The sequence below is a fragment of the Methylophaga sp. UBA3192 genome, assembly GCA_002363955.1.
Classification (GTDB): domain Bacteria; phylum Pseudomonadota; class Gammaproteobacteria; order Nitrosococcales; family Methylophagaceae; genus Methylophaga.
In genome coordinates this window covers 116,195-135,160 of sequence record DEXE01000004.1, presented here as the reverse complement: position 1 = coordinate 135,160, position 18,966 = coordinate 116,195, and the positions used below count along the sequence as shown (strand labels likewise).

At 47.4% G+C, this 18,966-nt stretch carries 18 protein-coding genes; 9 read left to right on the top strand and 9 right to left on the bottom strand.

Features of this window, described 5'->3' with window-relative positions; genetic code table 11:
- Positions 1-6: 6 nt before the first annotated feature.
- From purH to dsbD, 8 genes are all read right to left on the bottom strand, one after another.
- The gene (gene purH, locus B2337_RS06380) at positions 7-1,572 is read right to left on the bottom strand and encodes a bifunctional phosphoribosylaminoimidazolecarboxamide formyltransferase/IMP cyclohydrolase (protein WP_292414652.1); all 1,566 of its coding nucleotides are present in this window, start codon (positions 1,570-1,572) and stop codon (positions 7-9) included.
- 29 nt (positions 1,573-1,601) lie between these two features.
- A complete protein-coding gene (gene fis, locus B2337_RS06375; RefSeq protein ID WP_069294753.1) occupies positions 1,602-1,892 on the bottom strand; it encodes a DNA-binding transcriptional regulator Fis in 291 nt (96 codons plus the stop codon).
- A complete protein-coding gene (gene dusB / locus B2337_RS06370) occupies positions 1,889-2,890 on the bottom strand; it encodes a tRNA dihydrouridine synthase DusB (protein WP_292414653.1) in 1,002 nt (333 codons plus the stop codon). Before dusB ends, fis begins: the two co-directional genes overlap by 4 nt.
- On the bottom strand, positions 2,883-3,752 hold the full coding sequence (gene prmA, locus B2337_RS06365) for a 50S ribosomal protein L11 methyltransferase (RefSeq protein WP_292414654.1): 870 nt from the start codon (positions 3,750-3,752) through the stop codon (positions 2,883-2,885). The genes dusB and prmA overlap by 8 nt, the downstream gene beginning before the upstream one ends.
- Positions 3,753-3,763: 11 nt before the next feature.
- Complete coding sequence (gene accC / locus B2337_RS06360; RefSeq protein ID WP_292361297.1) at positions 3,764-5,104, bottom strand: acetyl-CoA carboxylase biotin carboxylase subunit; 1,341 nt, start codon at positions 5,102-5,104, stop codon at positions 3,764-3,766.
- Between the two features lie 54 nt (positions 5,105-5,158).
- A complete protein-coding gene (gene accB, locus B2337_RS06355) occupies positions 5,159-5,629 on the bottom strand; it encodes an acetyl-CoA carboxylase biotin carboxyl carrier protein (protein ID WP_292361296.1) in 471 nt (156 codons plus the stop codon).
- Between the two features lie 3 nt (positions 5,630-5,632).
- The gene (aroQ, locus tag B2337_RS06350; protein WP_292361295.1) at positions 5,633-6,076 is read right to left on the bottom strand and encodes a type II 3-dehydroquinate dehydratase; all 444 of its coding nucleotides are present in this window, start codon (positions 6,074-6,076) and stop codon (positions 5,633-5,635) included.
- Positions 6,077-6,202: 126 nt separating this feature from the next.
- A complete protein-coding gene (gene dsbD, locus B2337_RS06345; RefSeq protein WP_292414655.1) occupies positions 6,203-8,050 on the bottom strand; it encodes a protein-disulfide reductase DsbD in 1,848 nt (615 codons plus the stop codon).
- 136 nt (positions 8,051-8,186) lie between these two features.
- Here dsbD and B2337_RS06340 point away from each other — a divergent pair, with 136 nt between their 5' ends.
- The 7 genes from B2337_RS06340 to B2337_RS06310 all read left to right on the top strand — a co-directional run bounded on the left by B2337_RS06340 (position 8,187) and on the right by B2337_RS06310 (position 16,402).
- A complete protein-coding gene (locus B2337_RS06340) occupies positions 8,187-9,836 on the top strand; it encodes an inorganic phosphate transporter (RefSeq protein WP_292414657.1) in 1,650 nt (549 codons plus the stop codon).
- 61 nt (positions 9,837-9,897) lie between these two features.
- Positions 9,898-11,118, top strand: a complete 1,221-nt coding sequence (gene arsJ / locus B2337_RS06335; protein WP_292361292.1) for an organoarsenical effux MFS transporter ArsJ — start codon at positions 9,898-9,900, stop codon at positions 11,116-11,118.
- Positions 11,119-11,203: 85 nt separating this feature from the next.
- Positions 11,204-11,896 carry a phosphate regulon transcriptional regulator PhoB gene (gene phoB / locus B2337_RS06330; protein ID WP_292361291.1) on the top strand — a complete coding sequence of 231 codons (693 nt, stop codon included), beginning with the start codon at positions 11,204-11,206 and terminating at the stop codon, positions 11,894-11,896.
- Between the two features lie 12 nt (positions 11,897-11,908).
- Complete coding sequence (phoR, locus tag B2337_RS06325) at positions 11,909-13,198, top strand: phosphate regulon sensor histidine kinase PhoR (protein WP_292361290.1); 1,290 nt, start codon at positions 11,909-11,911, stop codon at positions 13,196-13,198.
- A gap of 202 nt (positions 13,199-13,400) precedes the next feature.
- Positions 13,401-14,108, top strand: coding sequence for a phosphate signaling complex protein PhoU (phoU, locus tag B2337_RS06320; protein WP_292361289.1), 708 nt, complete (start codon positions 13,401-13,403; stop codon positions 14,106-14,108).
- A 200-nt stretch (positions 14,109-14,308) separates the two neighbouring features.
- Positions 14,309-15,814: an exopolyphosphatase gene (gene ppx / locus B2337_RS06315; RefSeq protein WP_292361288.1), complete on the top strand. Its 1,506-nt coding sequence runs from the start codon at positions 14,309-14,311 to the stop codon at positions 15,812-15,814.
- A gap of 54 nt (positions 15,815-15,868) precedes the next feature.
- On the top strand, positions 15,869-16,402 hold the full coding sequence (locus tag B2337_RS06310; protein WP_292414659.1) for a hypothetical protein: 534 nt from the start codon (positions 15,869-15,871) through the stop codon (positions 16,400-16,402).
- 45 nt (positions 16,403-16,447) lie between these two features.
- On the opposite strand, the gene B2337_RS06305 is transcribed toward B2337_RS06310, so the two are convergent.
- A complete protein-coding gene (locus tag B2337_RS06305; RefSeq protein ID WP_292361286.1) occupies positions 16,448-16,852 on the bottom strand; it encodes a c-type cytochrome in 405 nt (134 codons plus the stop codon).
- Positions 16,853-17,171: 319 nt separating this feature from the next.
- On the opposite strand from B2337_RS06305, the gene B2337_RS06300 reads away from it, so the two are divergent.
- Positions 17,172-17,927, top strand: coding sequence for a sulfite exporter TauE/SafE family protein (locus B2337_RS06300; RefSeq protein WP_292414660.1), 756 nt, complete (start codon positions 17,172-17,174; stop codon positions 17,925-17,927).
- Between the two features lie 15 nt (positions 17,928-17,942).
- A complete protein-coding gene (locus B2337_RS06295; RefSeq protein WP_292361284.1) occupies positions 17,943-18,881 on the top strand; it encodes a sigma 54-interacting transcriptional regulator in 939 nt (312 codons plus the stop codon).
- Positions 18,882-18,966 lie beyond the last annotated feature (85 nt).

The window sequence follows — 18,966 nt, the reverse complement described above, 5'->3', positions numbered from 1 at the left end:
TCAAACTTAGTGGCGGAAATGCCGCATGCCGGTAAATACCATCGCAATGCCATGCTCATCGGCTGCAGCAATGACTTCATCATCACGCATCGAACCACCCGGCTGAATAACCGCACTGATCCCGGCTTCAGCAGCGGCATCCAGACCATCACGGAACGGGAAGAAAGCGTCGGATGCCATCACGGCACCAGGAACGGTCAAACCGGCATCATTGGCTTTGATACCTGCAATACGACTACTGACTACACGACTCATCTGGCCGGCACCAATACCGACTGTTTGCTGGTTTTTGGCATAAACAATCGCGTTGGATTTCACAAACTTTGCGACCCGCCAGGCAAACAACAGATCAGCCAGTTGTTGTTTGTTAGGTTGCAGTTTAGTGACAACTTTTAATTCAGCCTCAGTGACAATCTGAATATCACGGTCCTGCACCAGTAATCCCCCTGTCACACGTTTGAAATCAAAATCAGTCGCCGGATTAGCCGGGAAATCACCACTGCACAGCAAACGCACATTGGTTTTACCGGCAACCACGGCTTTGGCCGCATCGCTGATTTTCGGGGCGATAATCACTTCAACAAACTGACGGTCAATAATGGCCTGTGCTGTTTTGCCGTCAAGTTCGCGGTTAAAGGCAATAATGCCGCCAAACGCCGAAGTCGGATCAGTTTGATAGGCCAGGTCATACGCTGTCAGCAAATCATCGGCTGTCGCGACACCACAGGGATTAGCATGCTTAACAATCACACAGGCCGGTTTGTCGTTAAAAACTTTGACGCATTCCAGCGCTGCATCCGTATCGGCGATGTTGTTATAGGACAATTCTTTGCCCTGTAACTGGATAGCGGCACCGATTGAGCCAGTCTCAGCCTGTTTTTCAACATAAAAAGCGGCTTTTTGATGCGGGTTTTCGCCATAACGCATCGCCTGCTTGAGCTGGAACTGGCTATTAAATGTGCGTGGGAATGCGGCTTTGCTTTTATCAGCCTGAATCGTGCCAAGATAATTGGCAATCGCACCATCGTAATGTGCAGTGTGTTCAAAGGTTTTCAAAGCCAGATCAAAACGGGTGTGATCATCAGTACCACCTTGCGATTGAATCTGCTCAATCACCCGAACGTAATCAACCGGATCAACAATGACCGTTACGTCAGCGTGATTTTTGGCCGCTGCACGCAACATGGTCGGACCACCGATATCAATGTTTTCAATGGCGTCTTCCAGCGGGCAGTCTTCACGTGCCACGGTGGCTTCAAACGGATATAAATTCACCACCACCAGATCAATCGGTGCGATGTCATGCTGTTGCATAATGCTGTCATCTTTACCGCGACGCCCCAGCAGGCCACCATGAATTTTAGGATGTAATGTTTTGATGCGGCCATCCATCATTTCCGGAAAACCGGTATGTTCGGAGACTTCTTTAACATTTAAACCGGCTTCGGAGAGCAATTTAGCGGTGCCGCCGGTAGAGAGTAATTCAACGTTGAGATCTTGCAATTGTTTGGCAAATTCAACAATGCCGGTTTTGTCAGAAACACTCAACAGTGCGCGTTTAATCGAGTTCATCAGGATTCCAGATTGAGATTCAGGCTTGATTACAAGCCGTATTGCTTGAGTTTTTTTCGCAGGGTGCCGCGGTTAATGCCCAGAATTTCGGCAGCGCGACTTTGATTTCCGTGGGTATGCGCCAAAGCGGCCTGTAACAGCGGAACTTCAACTTCGGTCATCAGCATTTCATATAAATTGGCCGGGGAGTGGCCGTCGAGTTGTTCAAAATAGGTTTTCAGTGCATTGGTGACACATTGGTTTAATGGCGCGTGTTGCTGTTCAGCGGTCACGCCCAAATCAATACAATCAGCTAAGTCGTTGTTCAGCGCGTTATTCATGCGGCCAGTGAATCCTTGTCAGCGAGTTGCGCAAAAAAAGCATCTGTAAAAGCGAGCTGTTGTTCAGCTTTCTCCAGTGTATTCATCTGTTGGCGAAAGGCATTGCCATTGCGTAAGCCTTTGCTGTACCAAGCAATATGTTTCCGTGCCATGCGCACACCGGAATATTCACCATAGAAATCGTACAGCGTGTTGAGGTGACTAATCAAGATCTGTTGCACTTCTGTGACAGAAGGTTCAGGTAAATTGTCACCCGTTTGTAAGAAATGCAGTATTTGCTGGAATATCCAAGGGTTGCCTTGCGCTGCACGACCAATCATTAACCCATCGGCCCCGGTTTTTTGCAAGACCATTAAGGCTTTCTGTGGCGTTTCAATATCGCCATTGGCAATCACCGGAATCCTAATGCGTGATTTGATTTCAGCAATGGTGTCGTATTCAGCATCACCTTTATAGGCATCAGCGCGGGTTCGACCATGTACTGCTAAGGCTTGAATACCGGCATCTTCAGCAATTCTGGCAATTCGTACCCCATTGCGATTATCCCGATCCCAGCCAGTACGAATTTTTAAGGTCACCGGAACGTCAACGGCTTGAACAACGGCTTCCAGAATATCGCCGACCAGTTTTTCATGTTGTAACAAAGCCGAGCCGGCCATGACATTGCAGACTTTTTTTGCCGGACAGCCCATATTGATATCGATAATATGCGCGCCTTCCGCCACATTATGGCGTGCTGCTTCAGCCATCATCTGCGGATCGGCGCCAGCAATCTGCACACTACGTGGTTCAGGTTCACCTTCATGATTGGCGCGTAACAATGATTTTTTGCTGGCCCATAAGGCTTTATTGGCGGTAATCATTTCCGAAACCGCCATGCCGGCACCGAGTTTGCGACAAAGCTGGCGAAATGGCCGATCGGTCACGCCTGCCATCGGTGCCAGAAACAGATTATTGGGCAAGGTGTAAGGCCCTATAGAAAAAGCTTTATCAGCCATGACGAATACCGCTCAGACGTGCCCACTCTTCCAGCACAACGGGGGAGTCCATATCAAATGCTGTTTGATAATGCTGGCGTAATGTCTCGGCTTGAACATCCAAAAGTCCGGATAACACCAGCTGAGTTTGAGGACGGGTTAACTCGATAAAACGCGGCATAAGTTCAATTAACGGACCCGCAAGAATATTCGCCAGCAATAAGTCACATTCAACAGTCGGGCAATGTTGCGGCAAATAGGTCTCAATTATCACGCCATTACGCTGAGCATTAGCCTGAGTGGCTTCCAGAGCCTGAGGATCGGTATCCACACCAATCACTTTATCGGCCCCAAGCAGGGCAGCAGCTATCGCCAGGACGCCACTGCCACAGCCGTAATCAATGACTGTTTTACCGGTTAAATCAGCCTGATCCAGCCATTGCAGACATAAAGCGGTGGTTGGGTGAGTGCCAGTACCGAACGCCAAACCCGGATCTAACAAGATATTAATGGCTTCTGGTTGCGGTGGTTGATGCCAGCTGGGGACGATCCACAATTTCTCACCGAAACAGATAGGTTTGAAATTGTCCATCCACTCACGTTCCCAGTCTTTATCTTCAACCGCTTCAATGCGGCAGTCAGGTAAATCCGTTAGCTGAGATTGCAGTGAGATCAGTAGCGCGTCAGTGTCCGTTTCAGCATCAAATAAGGCAATAACCGAGGTCGCAGACCACAAAGGTGTTTCGCCTATAGCGGGTTCGTAGATAGGCTGATCGGCATTGTCCTGAAAAGTGACTGCCGCTGCACCGCTCTCAGACAGAGCATCAGATAACGCTTCTGCCTGCTGCGGTGAGCTGGTGAAAATAAGTTGGATCCAAGCCATAACGGACGGACTTACAGTCCGAGTTTCTTTTCAAGATAGTGGATATTGGTGCCACCGGTCTGGAAATGCGTGTCATCCATAATGTCACGTTGCAGTTCAACATTGGTTTTGATGCCTTCAATGCCGATTTCTTTGAGCGCAGTACGCATACGGGCAATCGCTGATTCACGGGTATTACCGTAGGCAATCAGCTTGCCTATCAATGAATCATAATTTGGTGGTACACGATAGCCGCTGTAAAGATGTGAATCCATGCGGATACCAGCGCCGCCTGGCGCATGATAATGCGTAACCAGACCCGGACTAGGCATAAAGGTACGTGGATCTTCTGCATTAATACGGCATTCAATGGCATGACCGCGCATCACAATGTCTTCCTGTTTCACAGAAAGTGGCATACCAGAAGCAATGCGGATTTGTTCAGCAACCAGATCCACACCGGTAACCCGCTCTGTGACCGGGTGTTCGACCTGAATGCGGGTATTCATCTCAATGAAATAGAACTCACCATCCTGATAGAGGAACTCAAACGTGCCGGCACCGCGATAACCGATACGTATACAGGCATCCGCACAGACTTTACCCATACGATCACGCATTTCGGAAGTGATGCCTGGTGCAGGTGCTTCTTCAACGACTTTCTGGTGTCGGCGTTGCATAGAACAGTCACGTTCACCTAAATGGACGGCATTACCATGCTCATCTGCCAGTACCTGAAACTCGATATGGCGTGGGTTTTCCAGGAATTTCTCCATGTAAACCATATCATTGCTGAACGCGGATTTAGCTTCGCTTTTGGTTAAGGCAATCGCATTCAGCAAATGCGCTTCACTGTGAACTTCACGCATACCGCGTCCACCGCCGCCGCCAGCTGCTTTGATAATAATCGGGTAACCAATTTCACGTGCCAGACGTAAATTGGTTTGATCATCATTGCCCAGGGGGCCATCCGAACCGGGAACACACGGTACACCAGCGGTTTTCATGGCTTTAATCGCTTCTACTTTGTCACCCATCATACGAATAGTTTCAGGACGGGGACCAATGAAAATAAAACCACTTTCTTCGACACGTTCAGCAAAGTCAGCATTTTCAGACAGGAAACCATAGCCAGGGTGGATTGCTGTGGCATCGGTGATTTCAGCCGCGCTGATTAACGCCGGTACATTCAGATAACTGAGACCGGATGGTGCCGGGCCGATACAGACACTTTCGTCTGCCAGTAGCACGTGTTTCAAATCACGATCCACGTCTGAGTGGACGGCCACGGTTTTGATACCCAGCTCCCAGCAGGATCTGAGAATACGCAAAGCAATCTCGCCACGATTAGCGATGACAATTTTATCAATCATGTTGTTTTATCCGCAGTTTTTGGCTTGCGATAACAGCCGGAGCTGTCAGCAATATTATTCGATAACGATCAATGGTTCGTCATACTCAACCGGGTGGCCATCTTCAACCAGAATAGCTTTAACGGTTCCGCTGCGATCGGCTTCAATCTGATTGAACATTTTCATCGCTTCAATGATACAAATGACATCACCGGCTGAAACTTGCTGACCCACTTCTACAAAGGAAGCCGCTTCAGGTGACGGCGAACGATAAAAAGTGCCAACCATTGGCGAACGCACTGCATTGGCTTCGTTAGAGGTTTTAGTAGCTGCGGCCGCTGCTGCTGTAGTGGCGGCTTCACTGGCAAAAGAGGGCGTGCTGGGTGCCGCTGATGCAGGTTGTGGCGCAGCAAAATACTGTTGTTGTGGTTGGACAGTGCTGGCGCGGCTGATACGAACAGATTCTTCACCTTCAGAAATTTCGATTTCAGCAACATCCGATTCCTGAATCAAATCAATCAATTTTTTTATTTTACGAATATCCATGATTTAGCCTTGAGGGTTGGTGTGTTTAATGGCAGCTTGTAATGCCAATTCATAACCTTGTGCTCCGAGTCCACAAATTACACCGACAGCCAGATCTGAAAAATAGGACTGTTGGCGAAATGCTTCACGACGATGCACATTGGACAGGTGTATTTCTATAAAAGGTATTGCCACCGCAGCTAAAGCATCACGAAGTGCCACGCTCGTATGCGTAAATGCTGCCGGGTTTATTAAAATAAAATCATATTGCTGGCGTGCTGACTGAATAGCCGAAATAAGTTCATGCTCGGCATTGCTTTGGAGGCAATCGAGTTGGTGTCCGTCAGCCTGCGCCAACTGTTGCAGTCGGGTGTTGATATCATCAAGGGTTGTGGCACCGTAAATTTCAGGCTCGCGCTGACCCAGCAGATTCAGATTGGGGCCATGCAATACTAGAAATTTCGCCATAACGACAACACACCAACGCTGGAAATATAAGGCGGGATTTTGCACTAGCCAGCGCTTTATTGTCCAGCTTTTTAACGAAAAAACCGGCTTTTTGTCGCTAATTTCGCCGAAATACAGGCATTCTCACTATTTTGTTGATTGAGCAAGGAAATCCGCCAGATGAGCGTTCAACTGGGCGGCAGAGACATGTCCAACCAAACGATGAGAGGCTGATTCGTTAGCATTTTTATCATAAAACAACATGCTTGGCGGTCCAAAGACGCGAAGGGCTTTTAATAGCGCTTGATGCGCATCGGTATTATCGGTGAGGTCGACTTTCAGTAGCGTAAAATTCTGCAGGATGCTGACAACCTGAGGATCACGAAAAGTGGTTTGCTCCATAGCCTTACAATCGGTACACCAGTCTGCATAAAAATCCAGCATTACCGGTTGATTGCTTTGGCTTAGCGCTGATTCAAGCTCTTCAACTGAATTCACATTGGTAAACTGCAATTTTGCTGTGGTTGTTGAGCTGGCATTGCCGATTGTCAGGTTATGCAGAGGCTGCAATATGGAATTTCCGCCACTGGCGCTGCCGATCAGCAATAAAGCACCGCTGATAAGTGACAGTAAACCAAGACCTTTCCATAGTTTTTGCCAACCAGTGGCTTCAATCGGCAGACTGTTAAGTGCGCCCAGATATACTGCGCTGATAATCAACAGAGCACCACTCATAAACAGAATCGCCCATCCCGGCATAATCCGATCCAGCATCCAGATGGCAAGCGCGATCAGCATCACACCAAAAAACGCTTTGATATTTTCCATCCAGCGGCCAGCTTTAGGTAACAGGGTCCCGGCAGATGTACCGATTATCAATAACGGAATGCCCATGCCGATACTCATCGCAAATAATGCTGCACCACCTAATATCGGATCGGCATGCTGACTGATAAATAACAATGCGCCGGCCAGTGGTGGTGCCAGGCACGGTCCGACAATTAATCCTGATAACAAGCCCATTAACGCCACCCCGATTAAGGTGCCGCCTTGCTGACGATGGCTGAGCTGATGCAGGCGTTGTTGTAAACCATGCGGTAACTGCAATTCAAAAAAGCCAAACATCGATAAAGACAACAACAGTAAGATGCCGACAAAGCTGGAGATCACCCAGGGATTTTGCAGCATTCCCTGCAGATTTCCGCCGAGTAATCCGGTTAATACGCCGGCAGCTGTGTAAGTAACTGACATGGCCAGTACATAGGTAAGTGACAGAATAAATGCCCTGCGCGTGGTGATGTGTTCACCCTGGCCAATAATGATGCCGGATAAAATCGGAATCATTGGAAACACACAGGGCGTAAAGGCGAGCAGTAAGCCGAGCCCCAGAAAGCCGAACAGAATCTGCAGCAGATTATCGTTTTGCAGACGTTGGGAAATCTCATCCTGCTGGCTCACAGCATTCGAGTTCATGACCGGGTTAACAGGGGCGGATTCGACAGCCGCTGCCCCGGTACTTGCTGAATCCGTAACCGCGGGCAGACTCAGATTAATGGTCTTGCGAGTAGGCGGATAACAAATCCCAAAAGTTTCAGAGCAACCTTGATAGTGAGCCGTTAACGTCACCGAGGTTGCGTCAGTCTGGTTGCGAATTAAAGGCAGGTTTAGCTGTAGATCGCTGGTGTAAACTTCCGATAGCCCAAAATAGGCATCATTCTTCATCTCACCGCCAGGTAAGGTGAATTCACCTATCTGCACCGCATCACTATCAGTTATTTCAAAACGGATTTTATCCTGATAAAGGTAATTCCCCTCCATGATTTGCCAGCCGGCCAGAATGGTTTCTGGAGAGGTCAATACCGCATCAAAGGCAAATGCTTCATCCACTTCGGGAGGCATATCGGCATCGTTAAACCCGAACTTCTCCAGCAGACTCGGTCGCGCCTGAGCTGAAAAACTGCTGAGCAGCATAAGCAGTATTAAAAATTGTTTCATGTAAAGATCGCCACAGATTCGTTGCAGTTACAGACCATTCTAACAGCCGATTGTTACACGGGTGAATGTAACAGGGTGTCATGTTGTCTTTAAACTGTAATAATTAGCCACATTTTCGGCAAAGCACGGGTGTCCAGTGGAAATTAAAACCATTCATAAACTTGAAAAGCAGGCCTATAAAAAAAGCCATGCAGAAATAGCCAGAATAGGTTTTGCCTTATTTTTCCTCGCGGCCATCATGGCATACAGTTTCGCCACTTCCGGCGGCGTTCCCAATAATCTCTTTTTAGCTATTGCCGCCGTTTTTGGTGGTTATATGGCGATGAATATCGGTGCCAACGATGTCGCCAACAATGTCGGGCCAGCAGTCGGTTCTAAAGCATTGACCATGGGCGGCGCCATCATGATTGCGATGATTTTCGAGGCCGCAGGCGCTTTTATTGCCGGTGGTGAGGTGGTGTCGACCATCAAAGGTGGCATCATAGATATCAACCAGTTTGGTACCGATACCGATAGTTTTATCTGGGCCATGATGGCGGCATTACTGGCGGCAGCGTTATGGTTGAATCTGGCTACGTTTGCCGGCGCGCCGGTATCCACTACCCATTCCATTGTCGGCGGTGTTATGGGCGGTGGTATGGCCGCGGCCGGATTCAGTATTGTTGATTGGGGCACCATGGGCGCCATCGTCAGCTCCTGGATAATTTCGCCATTGATGGGCGGAATAATTGCAGCTTCATTCCTATTGGCGATTAAAAAAACCATCATTTTCCGCGAGGATAAAGTTCAGGCTTCATATCGCTGGGTGCCTATCTATGTCGCCGTTATGGCATGGGCGTTTTCCACCTATCTGGTCATTAAAGGGCTTAATCAGGTTTGGGGCGGTTTTGTTGCCGCTCTCAATGGTTTGCCGATGGTGACGATTGCTCCGCAAAGTAAACCGAGTTTTCTTATTGCCATGCTGATTGGTTTAATGATCGGCGTTCTGGTGTTCTGGATTGTTAAAAAGACCATTGGCAGTAATCTGCCACACATGAAAAATGATCGTGCCAGCGTCAACGCACAATTCACCATTCCATTGATTTTTGCCGCGGCGTTATTAAGTTTTGCCCATGGTGCCAACGACGTGGCAAACGCGATTGGGCCTTTAGCGGCTATTAACGATGCGATTATGACGGGCGGCATTACGTCTCAGGCCGGTATTCCAATCTGGGTCATGGCCGTGGGCGCATTGGGTATTGCGATTGGTTTGGGTTTATATGGTCCACGGTTGATTCGAACTGTCGGTGGTGAAATTACCGAACTGGATCAGATGCGCGCCTATTCGATTGCCATGGCGGCCTCATTAACAGTCATTATCGCCAGTCAGCTTGGTTTGCCGGTCAGCACCACTCATGTTGCCATTGGTGGTGTGTTTGGGGTGGGTTTCCTGCGTGAATGGCTGGATGAATCAAATAAAATTGAAAGACAGATTGATCGGGAAAAAGCTGAAATCAAAGATGATAAAAAAATGCTGAACGCATTGCGTAATGAGCTGAAAAAGCTGGAGAAAAAACCATCGAAAACGGTTGAAGAATATCAACGTATCACCGAGCTATTTCGCTTAATTGATGAAGAAAAAGCAGAATTGAAAAAAGCCAAAAAGCTGTTAAAGAAAGACAAGAAAAACCTGTTTGTAAAACGCGATATGGTGAAAAAAATTGTAACTGCATGGGTTATCACGGTCCCTGCCGCTGCTACATTATCAGCCTGCATCTTCTTTATGATCAAAGGCATTATGCTGTAATCAAATGTTCATCAATCTGACATATTCTGTGTTTTAAACCATTTGTCAGAGCACAGTCGATATGCTGAATAAACTCAAATCCCTACCCGTCGCTATTCAGCAATATCTGGTGGTCACATTCAGCTACTGGGCATTTACCGTTTCTGATGGGGCATTACGCATGTTGGTGGTGCTGTTTTTCCACCAGCTAGGTTACAGCCCGCTGGAAGTGGCGATGCTGTTTGTGCTTTATGAGTTTTTCGGCATTGTGACAAACCTGGTCGGCGGATGGCTGGCAGCCAGATTAGGGCTTAATGTCACCATGCATCTGGGCTTGTTATTACAGGTCATCGCTCTGGCGATGCTTTTGGTGGATCCGCAATGGCTCACCGTAGCCTATGTGATGGTGGCACAGGCATTATCCGGTATCGCCAAAGATCTTAATAAAATGAGCGCTAAATCCAGCATCAAAATGCTGGTGGCGGATAACGCCCAATCTACTTTATTTAAATGGATATCCATTCTCACCGGCTCCAAAAATGCACTGAAAGGGGTGGGTTTTTTTGTCGGTGCAGCATTGCTTTCATGGATCGGCTTTCGTGGAGCCATTTTTACAATGGCTGTCGTGCTGTTAGTGGTGTTAATTCTCAGCATTGTGTTACTGCAGCGCGATTTGGGTAAAGCCAAAAATAAACCCAGGTTCAGCGATATCTGGTCAAAAAGTGCCGCGGTCAATCGATTGTCGCTGGCCAGGTTTTTTCTGTTTGGTTCCCGTGATATCTGGTTTGTGGTGGCTTTACCGGTGTTTTTGCATGCTCAACTGCAATGGCCGGCCATCTATGTAGGCGCGTTACTGGCAGCATGGGTTATCGCTTATGGCATAGTGCAGGCATTGGCACCGAAACTGACCGGTTTTTCCAAACAGCATGCGCCTGACGGTTATCATGTCTGGCTATGGTCGTTGCCGTTAATGGTTCTGCCATTACTTATCGCGATGACCGTTTATTTTCAATGGGCTGTGTTGCCAGCGTTAACCGCAGGTTTATTAGTCTATGGGGCGGTATTTGCCATTAACTCTGCCATCCATTCCTATTTGATAGTTTCATATGCCGATGCGGCAGGGGTTTCACTGGATGTCGGATTTTATTACATGGCCAATGCGGCAGGCCGGCTGTTTGGTACTTTGTTATCCGGCTGGGTTTATCAGGTGGCCGGACTGGCAGCCTGTCTGGTGATTTCTGCGCTGATGATTCTGGCCGCCAGTATTATTTCAAAATTGTTACCCCGCCAAGCTCAGTATTGATAAAGCTTTCAGCGCTGTTATCAGATTGTAATAATTTCCCATTAAGCTTTATTCTAATTAAAAATGGATTAGGAATTTGCAAGATATGAGCATATCGGTTTTGTTGGTGGAAGATGATGCTGCCATTCGTGACATGATTACCTTCAGCCTGCGTCAGGTTGGTTTTACCTGTGAAGCATCGAAAGATGCTGAGTCCGGACTGGAATGGCTGAAAAATCAGCAGCCTGACATGATTTTACTGGACTGGATGTTACCGGGAATTGATGGTATTGAATTTATTCGCCGTCTGCGTGCCAATGAGTTTTTAGCTTCAATTCCGGTCATCATGCTCACCGCTAAAGGTGAAAGTGAAGATATGGTCAAAGGTCTGAGCGTTGGCGCCGATGATTACATCAACAAACCTTTTTCGCCTCCCGAACTGATAGCCCGCATTAAAGCGGTTTTACGGCGTTGCCGTCCGATGGAAGATGACGACGCGCAGAAACTGCAGATGGGTGAACTGGTCATGGATACCAAGAGCCATCGGGTGTCGGTCAATGGTGAACGCATAGAACTGGGGCCGACCGAATTCCGTTTACTACACTTTTTTATGAAAAATCCCGAACGAGCCTACAATCGTTCCCAGCTGTTGGATTTCGTCTGGGGGGATACCGTATATATTGAAGAGCGCACGGTGGATGTGCATATTCGGCGGCTACGTAAGGCGCTGGAACCCAGCGGTCATGACAACCTCGTACAAACTGTCCGCGGTGTTGGCTACCGTTTTTCTGCTGAATAGCAGGATTGTCGAATGCAATGGGATTATTGGCGTTTAATTACCCTGCTGAGCTTAGCCGGGTTTCTGGGATTGGTGCTGGGCCATATGATGCCCTTTTTGTTTGTGGCGGCACTGATCTATGCATTATGGCTTCAATGGCAGTGGACACTTTTACAAAACTGGTTATTGAAAACCAATAAAAACCGCCCGCCTTCGGCAGATGGTGTGATTGATGATGTTCGGCGCCAAATTGAGCGCATGCGCTTGCAGAACAGTAATCGTAAAAAGAAACTCACCGGGTATTTGAAACGATTCAAAACGGCGACAGCAGCCATCCCTGATGGTATTGTTGTTATCGGTGAATTTGGTCAGGTTGAATGGGCGAACCAATCTGCCAAAGCACTGTTGGGTATTCATTGGCCTCGTGACGCAAATTTGCGTGTCAATAATCTGTTGCGTGATCCGGCGTTTCATAAACTATTGGATATGCCGATTGATAAAAATATAACAACGCAGATCACCTCTCCTAAAAATCAGGCTACCCAACTGGAATTGAAACTGGTTGAGTATGCTGATAATGATCGCCTTCTTATCGCCCGGGACGTCACTCAGACCATTAAGTTACAACGAATGCGGCGGGATTTTGTCGCCAATGTTTCTCATGAGTTACGCACCCCCTTAACTGTTTTACGTGGCTATCTTGAGAGTTTTGATGTTGATAGTGATCCAGCCATGTGGCGTCAAGCTTTGCCCGTCATGCAACAGCAAACCCTGCGAATGCATCTGATGATCAAAGATTTGTTAGCTTTATCTCAGCTTGAAACGGGCGACAAGCCTCTACATCATGTGCCGACAGATGTGAGTAGATTACTGCAAAGTATTGTTGATGATGTGAAACGTCTTGATAGTTTTCAGGATCATCAAATCACATTAAATTGCCGGACGGATAAATGGTTATTGGCTGATGTAGATGAATTACGCAGCGCAATTTCAAATCTGGTTTTTAATGCCGTGAAATACACACCCGCCGGTACCAAAATCACGATTAACTGGACGGTTGATGGGCAGGGAAGTGTCATTGAGGTGATTGATGATGGTGACGGGATTGCGAGCCATCATCTGGAGCGGCTGACTGAGCGTTTTTATCGTGTGGATAACGGTCGGGATCGCGAAAGCGGTGGTACGGGGTTGGGTCTGGCTATCGTAAAACATATTGTCAGTCGGCATAAAGGTCGGCTGGAGATACAAAGTGAGTTAGGGGAAGGCGCCGCTTTTCGCTGTATTTTTCCAACAGAAAAAGCAATTTCTGCCCCAGATATTTAATGATTTTCTGTCATTAATATTACGTTTTACAATGATATTAATGAAACGCCTTTGCTATAAAATAGCCCCAGTTTGAAAACAAATTGTTCATATTAAGTGTCCACAAACTTAATGACTCATAATCATCATTTGTAAAATTTAACTCGAATACAAATTAACGATTCTGCAATCCATAAAAATTGATCTTACAAGGATATCTTTAATGTTGACCAATCAGCACATTTCCCAGCAGTTTGAAAAGCAATTACAAGATATTCGTAGTCAATTATTAGCGATGGGAGGCCTGGTTGAAAGACAAGTAAGCAACGCGATGCAGGCATTATTGACGGGTGACACCGATTTAGCGCGTGATGTCATAAGTGGTGATGATGAGGTCAACAAATGCGATCTTGCTGCAGATGAAAGCTGCATCAGTATCATTGCATTACGTCAACCCAGTGCCGGAGATCTGAGACTGGTGACGGTTATTTCAAAAATCATTACCGATTTAGAGCGTGTGGGTGATGAATCCGTGCGGATAGCCAAAATGGCACTTAATTTATCGGAAAAGGATCGCCCAAATAAAAATTACCGTGAGTTAAGAAGGCTGGGTATGCATGTAGAAACCATGTTGCGTGATTCGCTGGATGCTTTTGCCAGACAGGATGCTGACCTGGCGTTGAAAGTGGCCCGTGAAGATAACAGTGTTGATGAGGAGTATGAAAGCCTGTTAAGACAGCTTATGACTTACATGATGGAAGATCCTCGAAAAATCAGTCGTGCTATCGATATGATGTGGTCAGCACGGGCTTTGGAGCGTATCGGCGATCATTCACGCAATATTGCTGAACACACCATATATCTTGTCAAAGGCAAAGATGTGCGTCATTTGAGTATTGATAAAATGGAACAGGTCATAAAACAAAAATAAAATTAAGTGGTTTCTCGGCTAGCCTACTTATATCCCAAGTCCTATCCTGGTATACAACAGATCCTAAATCATCATTTGATTAGACTTTGAATGATATCAACGGTATTAACCATACTTCTCCTGCACCATCCTGAATATCAATAATGGTATGACAGAAAAGAGTCAGGCAGAATGCTTGCAACTAGAACAAAGCTGAGATTATGGAAACACCTGAAGATTTTGATGTACTTGCCGCTGTGGATCTGGGCTCCAACAGCTTTCATATGATTATTGCCCGCCTGCGTGATGACCACTTCCAGATAATGGATCGGCTGCGGGAGATGGTGCAGTTGCGGGCCGGGCTGGATAAGCAAAATAAGCTGTCTGATGAAGCCCAGGACCGTGCCATTGCTTGTCTGGAGCGTTTTGGTGAGCGTGTTCGTCATTTACCTGCTGGTAAAGTTCGGGTGGTAGGAACTAATACCCTCAGGGTAGCTGAAAACAGTCGTGAATTTCTACGTAAGGCGCGTCAGGCGCTGGGGCATCCTATTGAAATCGTCACCGGCGAGGAAGAGGCCCGACTGATCTATCTGGGCGTGTCGCGATCACTGGCGTTTGATAATAGTCGTAGATTGGTGATGGATATTGGTGGCGGCAGTACCGAATATATTATCGGCGAAGGATTAGATGGATTGCGCCGTGAAAGCCTGGAAATGGGCTGTGTCAGTTTCACTCAACGGTTTTTTACAGATGGCACGGTCAGTCAATTACGCATGCAGGCTGCTTTATTAACCGCTGCTATCAAGCTGCGCTCTATTCAGCGCCCATACCAGAATCTGGGCTGGGTCGAAGCAGTCGGTGCTTCCGGAACTATTCGCACAGTGGCCAGTATCGCGACAGCCCAGAGCTGGAGTGAAAACGGTGTGATCACCGCCGAAGCGCTGGATAAAATAATTGCCCATATGGTGGAAGCCGGTCATCACGACAAGTTTCAACTGGAAGGTTTAGGTCCCGAACGAGCCAATGTTCTGGCTGGTGGGGTTGCGGTATTAAAAGCGTCATTCGATCGATTGAAAATTGAACGCATGATTGTGTCGGATGGTGCATTACGTGAAGGATTGCTCTACGATCTGCAAGGTCGTATTCAGCATGATGATGAACGCGATCGCACAGTGAATGCTTTGGCTCGTCGTTATCATGTGGATGAGTCTCATGCCGAACGGGTCAGCAAAATGGCCACCGAGTTGTATGAACAGGTTGCCGCCGAATGGGAAATCAATACCGAAGAACAATTGCAGCGCTTGCAATGGGCAGCCAAGCTCCATGAGGTGGGGCTGGAGATTTCGCACTATCAATATCACAAACACTCTTCTTATTTAGTTGCCAACTCCGATCTGCCGGGGTTTTCCAGAGAAGAGCAGCAAGCCCTTGCCGCGATGGTGAGAGGTCAGCGCCGGAGTTTTCCACGTAAACATATCAAACAACTGTCCGATGAGATGCAGCAGGCCACAATGCGATTGACGATTTTGCTGCGTTTGTCACTGGTGTTTAATCGAGGTCGAAGTGAAAAGACCGATACGCATGTTGGCCTTAGTTTGCATCGTAATTCTCTGATATTGACACTGCCATCCGGCTGGCTGGAAGAACATCCATTGACTGAAGCGGACTTGATGCAGGAAAGACAGGAGCTAAAAGAAATTGATATTCGCCTGAAAATTCGTGATTAATCTGGAATTTCACTCCACTGCAACAGTCAATCTCTTATAGATAAGGGTGGTTTTATGTGGCGATCAGTTTGTGTATTTGTTTCAGGCTTGATGTTATCCCTGCCGCTTTGGGCAGAAGAGCAGCTATACCTGAGCGAAACCGGCGATCGCTTTACCATCAGTCAAACCAAAGATGGTCAATATTGGGGGTCGCTGATTATCAGTGATAAACATACTGCCAGCTTTGCTCATAATGAACTCATTCTGCTACAACTTGATGAGCAAACACCTGTTTCTCTTGAACATGGCAATTTGAGTTGCGGTTCACCCGCTAAAGCCCGGCAGACAGTGTTTTATGACGTTTCCCCTTCAGCTAATGAATTATTCATCAAAGGAGAGGCGCAGCCCTTACCTAAAGGTTTCCAGCAAGTCAGACAGCGCGATGTATTTACTACAATTACCGCCGATCGACGTGCTGAAACTGTTGATTTTGTCTTGAACGATGAAACGGTCAATCTGCAGCAGCTGCAATCTGCCAACACACTCAAGTTTCGTTTTGTCACCGATGATGGAAAACGTCGTCAGGCACTTTTTCATATACAACAATAATAAGACCGTTGGCCCTGACATAACGTCAGAGCCAACCATGACAGATTACTTGGCTTTGCTGGGTTTAACCTCGCCAATTGCGCCATCAGCACGGGCTTTCAGGTAAGCATAAATTTGATCCATGCCTTCCATCACCTGGGGATTGCTTTCCCAGGCTGGCATCATGCCGATTTGTCCCATCTTGCCGTGAGTAACAGAGGCGATAAATTCATCTTTGGAAATGACATTCAAGCTATCCGCCAGATTGGGCCCCACCATACCTTGTGCATAGGTGCCATGACAGCGGGCACACCAGTTACGATACAGTTTATAGCCATTAAAGGTTGCACTATCCAAAGCCTGTCCATCGGTTACGGTATAAGGCTTATCGTCGGCAAGACTGAAAGGGCTGAAAGCCAGCAGACTTGCGATAATGGCTAAACTACTTGGTTTTAGACTATTTTTTTGCATATTGTCCCCCCATAAATATCAATAATCAGGTCATTGAGAGTCATCCGCTTTTAATGCGGGCAACGGATAGTCAATGTTCGATTACAACGGTCAAAACCCTGATTCAATCTTCCGGTCATTTGGAAACTGCTGTGTTAATTAACATGGTTCTGTACCATTCAATCTGTTTTGAACAGCATACTCTTTAACCTTCAAATATAGTTTAGTAAATGCTAATAAATGAAAAATGTGTTTTTTGCGGCTCTTGTATGTCAAATCACACAAAAAATACAGGGTTAAAGTGTTAATCTGTCCGCTAGTTGAAATTCAGGTTACATAAATGGATGCACTTACGACTTCGTTAATCACGGCTTTTTTGCTTGGTTTGTTCAGCTCGGCACATTGCATTGCCATGTGTGGTTCCGTTATCGGTGCATTAACACTGACCTTGCCGGCACACATTCGTGAACAGCCACGCAAAATGTTGCCATTCGTATTGAATTACAACGTTGGCCGCATACTCAGTTATGCCATTGCAGGAGGGCTTGTCGGATTAGTTGCTTCACCACTGGCACAAATAGATGGTTTGCCATTTTTACGCTATCTCTCCGTATTGGTGATGATCGGTATGGGCTTATATCTGGCCGGCTGGTTCCCCAGGTTTGCCCATGCTGAAAAAATCGGTGCGCCTATCTGGCGAAAATTACAGCCCATCGGCCAAAAACTGCTCCCGGTACGCACCTTAAAACAGGCCTTTTTATTAGGTGCAGTCTGGGGCTGGCTACCATGTGGTCTGGTGTATGCCGGACTGGCAGTAGCAGCAACCACAGGTGATCCTTTATACGCTGCATCGGTGATGCTGGCATTTGGTTTGGGTACCTTGCCGGCAGTGATGGGCGCCGGGATGTTTGCCGGCTTGCTGGCCTCATTAGCCCGTAATTTACTGTTTCGTAAATTCGCTGGCATCATGATTATCATGATGGCTCTGCTGGTTTTATTGTGGCCGCATGGCGGACATGAACATCATGCTCACTCAGAGATGCAGCAGGTAACTGAACCTGCTGATGATGACTCACATGTCGGACACCAACACTAAGTCGGGTATGACAGAATGACAATAGAAATGATTGGCCATTCCCCTCAAATAACCCATCTTCAGCGGGTATTACCGATGATTGCCCTGAGTGATGCCAGTGTGCTGATTTCGGGTGCTACCGGGACGGGCAAGGAGTTGGTGGCGCAAAGCCTGCATCAGTTGAGCCGACGCTCAGATAAACCCATGGTGACCATTAACTGTGCCGCTTTGCCGGCGCAGGAGGCTGAAGTGGATTTGTTTGGACGTGCCAATGCTGCTGGTGAAGTGATTGAGCCGGGACGATTACTCGCCGCACAGGGCAGCTCGGTGTTTCTGGATGAAGTGGATGCCTTGCCATTAAGCGTTCAGGCCAAAGTGTTGCGATTTCTGGAAGCCGGAGAATGCCAGTTAGCAGGCAGTCATAAATTACATGTGATTGATGCACGTATTCTGGCCGCTACCAGCGTGGATTTGCCAGCTGAAGTCAAGGCTGGGCGATTCCGGGCAGATTTATATTACCGTCTGCAGGTTGTACCTCTGGAGTTGCCACCATTACTGCAACGCAATGAAGATATACCGCTGTTGTTAACGTATTTTGCCAAACAATTTGCCGGCAACAATGCACCACTGCGCTTTGCCAAAGAAACCCTATATCAATTACAACGCTATGATTGGCCAGGAAATGTCCGTGAACTATCCAATTTCTGTCAGCGGCTGAGTTTATTGCAGCCCGGCAGCATGGTGCAGCTGGCAGATCTGCCCGCAGAAATGCAGCAGAAATCTGCATCTGCCACCCAGCAATTTCATATTCCGCCAGAAGGGATCGATCTGGCGCAGCTGGAGCTGGACCTGATTGAACAGGCACTGGAAATGGCTGCCGGAAATCGTTCCAAGGCTGCCAGACTGTTAGGCATTACCCGCGATACGCTGCTTTATCGCATGCAGAAATACGGTCTGTCTGACGAAGCCAGATAATTATCAGCCTGGCCTTGTCTGTTTATCTTTCATCGCCGCCTCAACCCGTAGGGCTGGGACCATTTTTCCGACCAACTGTGTTGGG

Bases quoted from the DNA above. Each gene is read 5' to 3' on its own strand.
- dusB (WP_292414653.1), bottom strand. From the start codon at position 2,890: ATGGCTGATAAAGCTTTTTCTATAGGGCCTTACACCTTGCCCAATAAT.
- B2337_RS06295 (WP_292361284.1), top strand. From the start codon at position 17,943: ATGACAATAGAAATGATTGGCCATTCCCCTCAAATAACCCATCTTCAG.
- phoU (WP_292361289.1), top strand. From the start codon at position 13,401: ATGTTGACCAATCAGCACATTTCCCAGCAGTTTGAAAAGCAATTACAA.
- B2337_RS06300 (WP_292414660.1), top strand. From the start codon at position 17,172: ATGGATGCACTTACGACTTCGTTAATCACGGCTTTTTTGCTTGGTTTG.
- ppx (WP_292361288.1), top strand. From the start codon at position 14,309: ATGGAAACACCTGAAGATTTTGATGTACTTGCCGCTGTGGATCTGGGC.
- aroQ (WP_292361295.1), bottom strand. From the start codon at position 6,076: ATGGCGAAATTTCTAGTATTGCATGGCCCCAATCTGAATCTGCTGGGT.
- dsbD (WP_292414655.1), bottom strand. From the start codon at position 8,050: ATGAAACAATTTTTAATACTGCTTATGCTGCTCAGCAGTTTTTCAGCT.
- arsJ (WP_292361292.1), top strand. From the start codon at position 9,898: ATGCTGAATAAACTCAAATCCCTACCCGTCGCTATTCAGCAATATCTG.
- B2337_RS06305 (WP_292361286.1), bottom strand. From the start codon at position 16,852: ATGCAAAAAAATAGTCTAAAACCAAGTAGTTTAGCCATTATCGCAAGT.
- fis (WP_069294753.1), bottom strand. From the start codon at position 1,892: ATGAATAACGCGCTGAACAACGACTTAGCTGATTGTATTGATTTGGGC.
- accB (WP_292361296.1), bottom strand. From the start codon at position 5,629: ATGGATATTCGTAAAATAAAAAAATTGATTGATTTGATTCAGGAATCG.
- accC (WP_292361297.1), bottom strand. From the start codon at position 5,104: ATGATTGATAAAATTGTCATCGCTAATCGTGGCGAGATTGCTTTGCGT.
- phoR (WP_292361290.1), top strand. From the start codon at position 11,909: ATGCAATGGGATTATTGGCGTTTAATTACCCTGCTGAGCTTAGCCGGG.
- B2337_RS06310 (WP_292414659.1), top strand. From the start codon at position 15,869: ATGTGGCGATCAGTTTGTGTATTTGTTTCAGGCTTGATGTTATCCCTG.
- purH (WP_292414652.1), bottom strand. From the start codon at position 1,572: ATGAACTCGATTAAACGCGCACTGTTGAGTGTTTCTGACAAAACCGGC.
- phoB (WP_292361291.1), top strand. From the start codon at position 11,204: ATGAGCATATCGGTTTTGTTGGTGGAAGATGATGCTGCCATTCGTGAC.
- prmA (WP_292414654.1), bottom strand. From the start codon at position 3,752: ATGGCTTGGATCCAACTTATTTTCACCAGCTCACCGCAGCAGGCAGAA.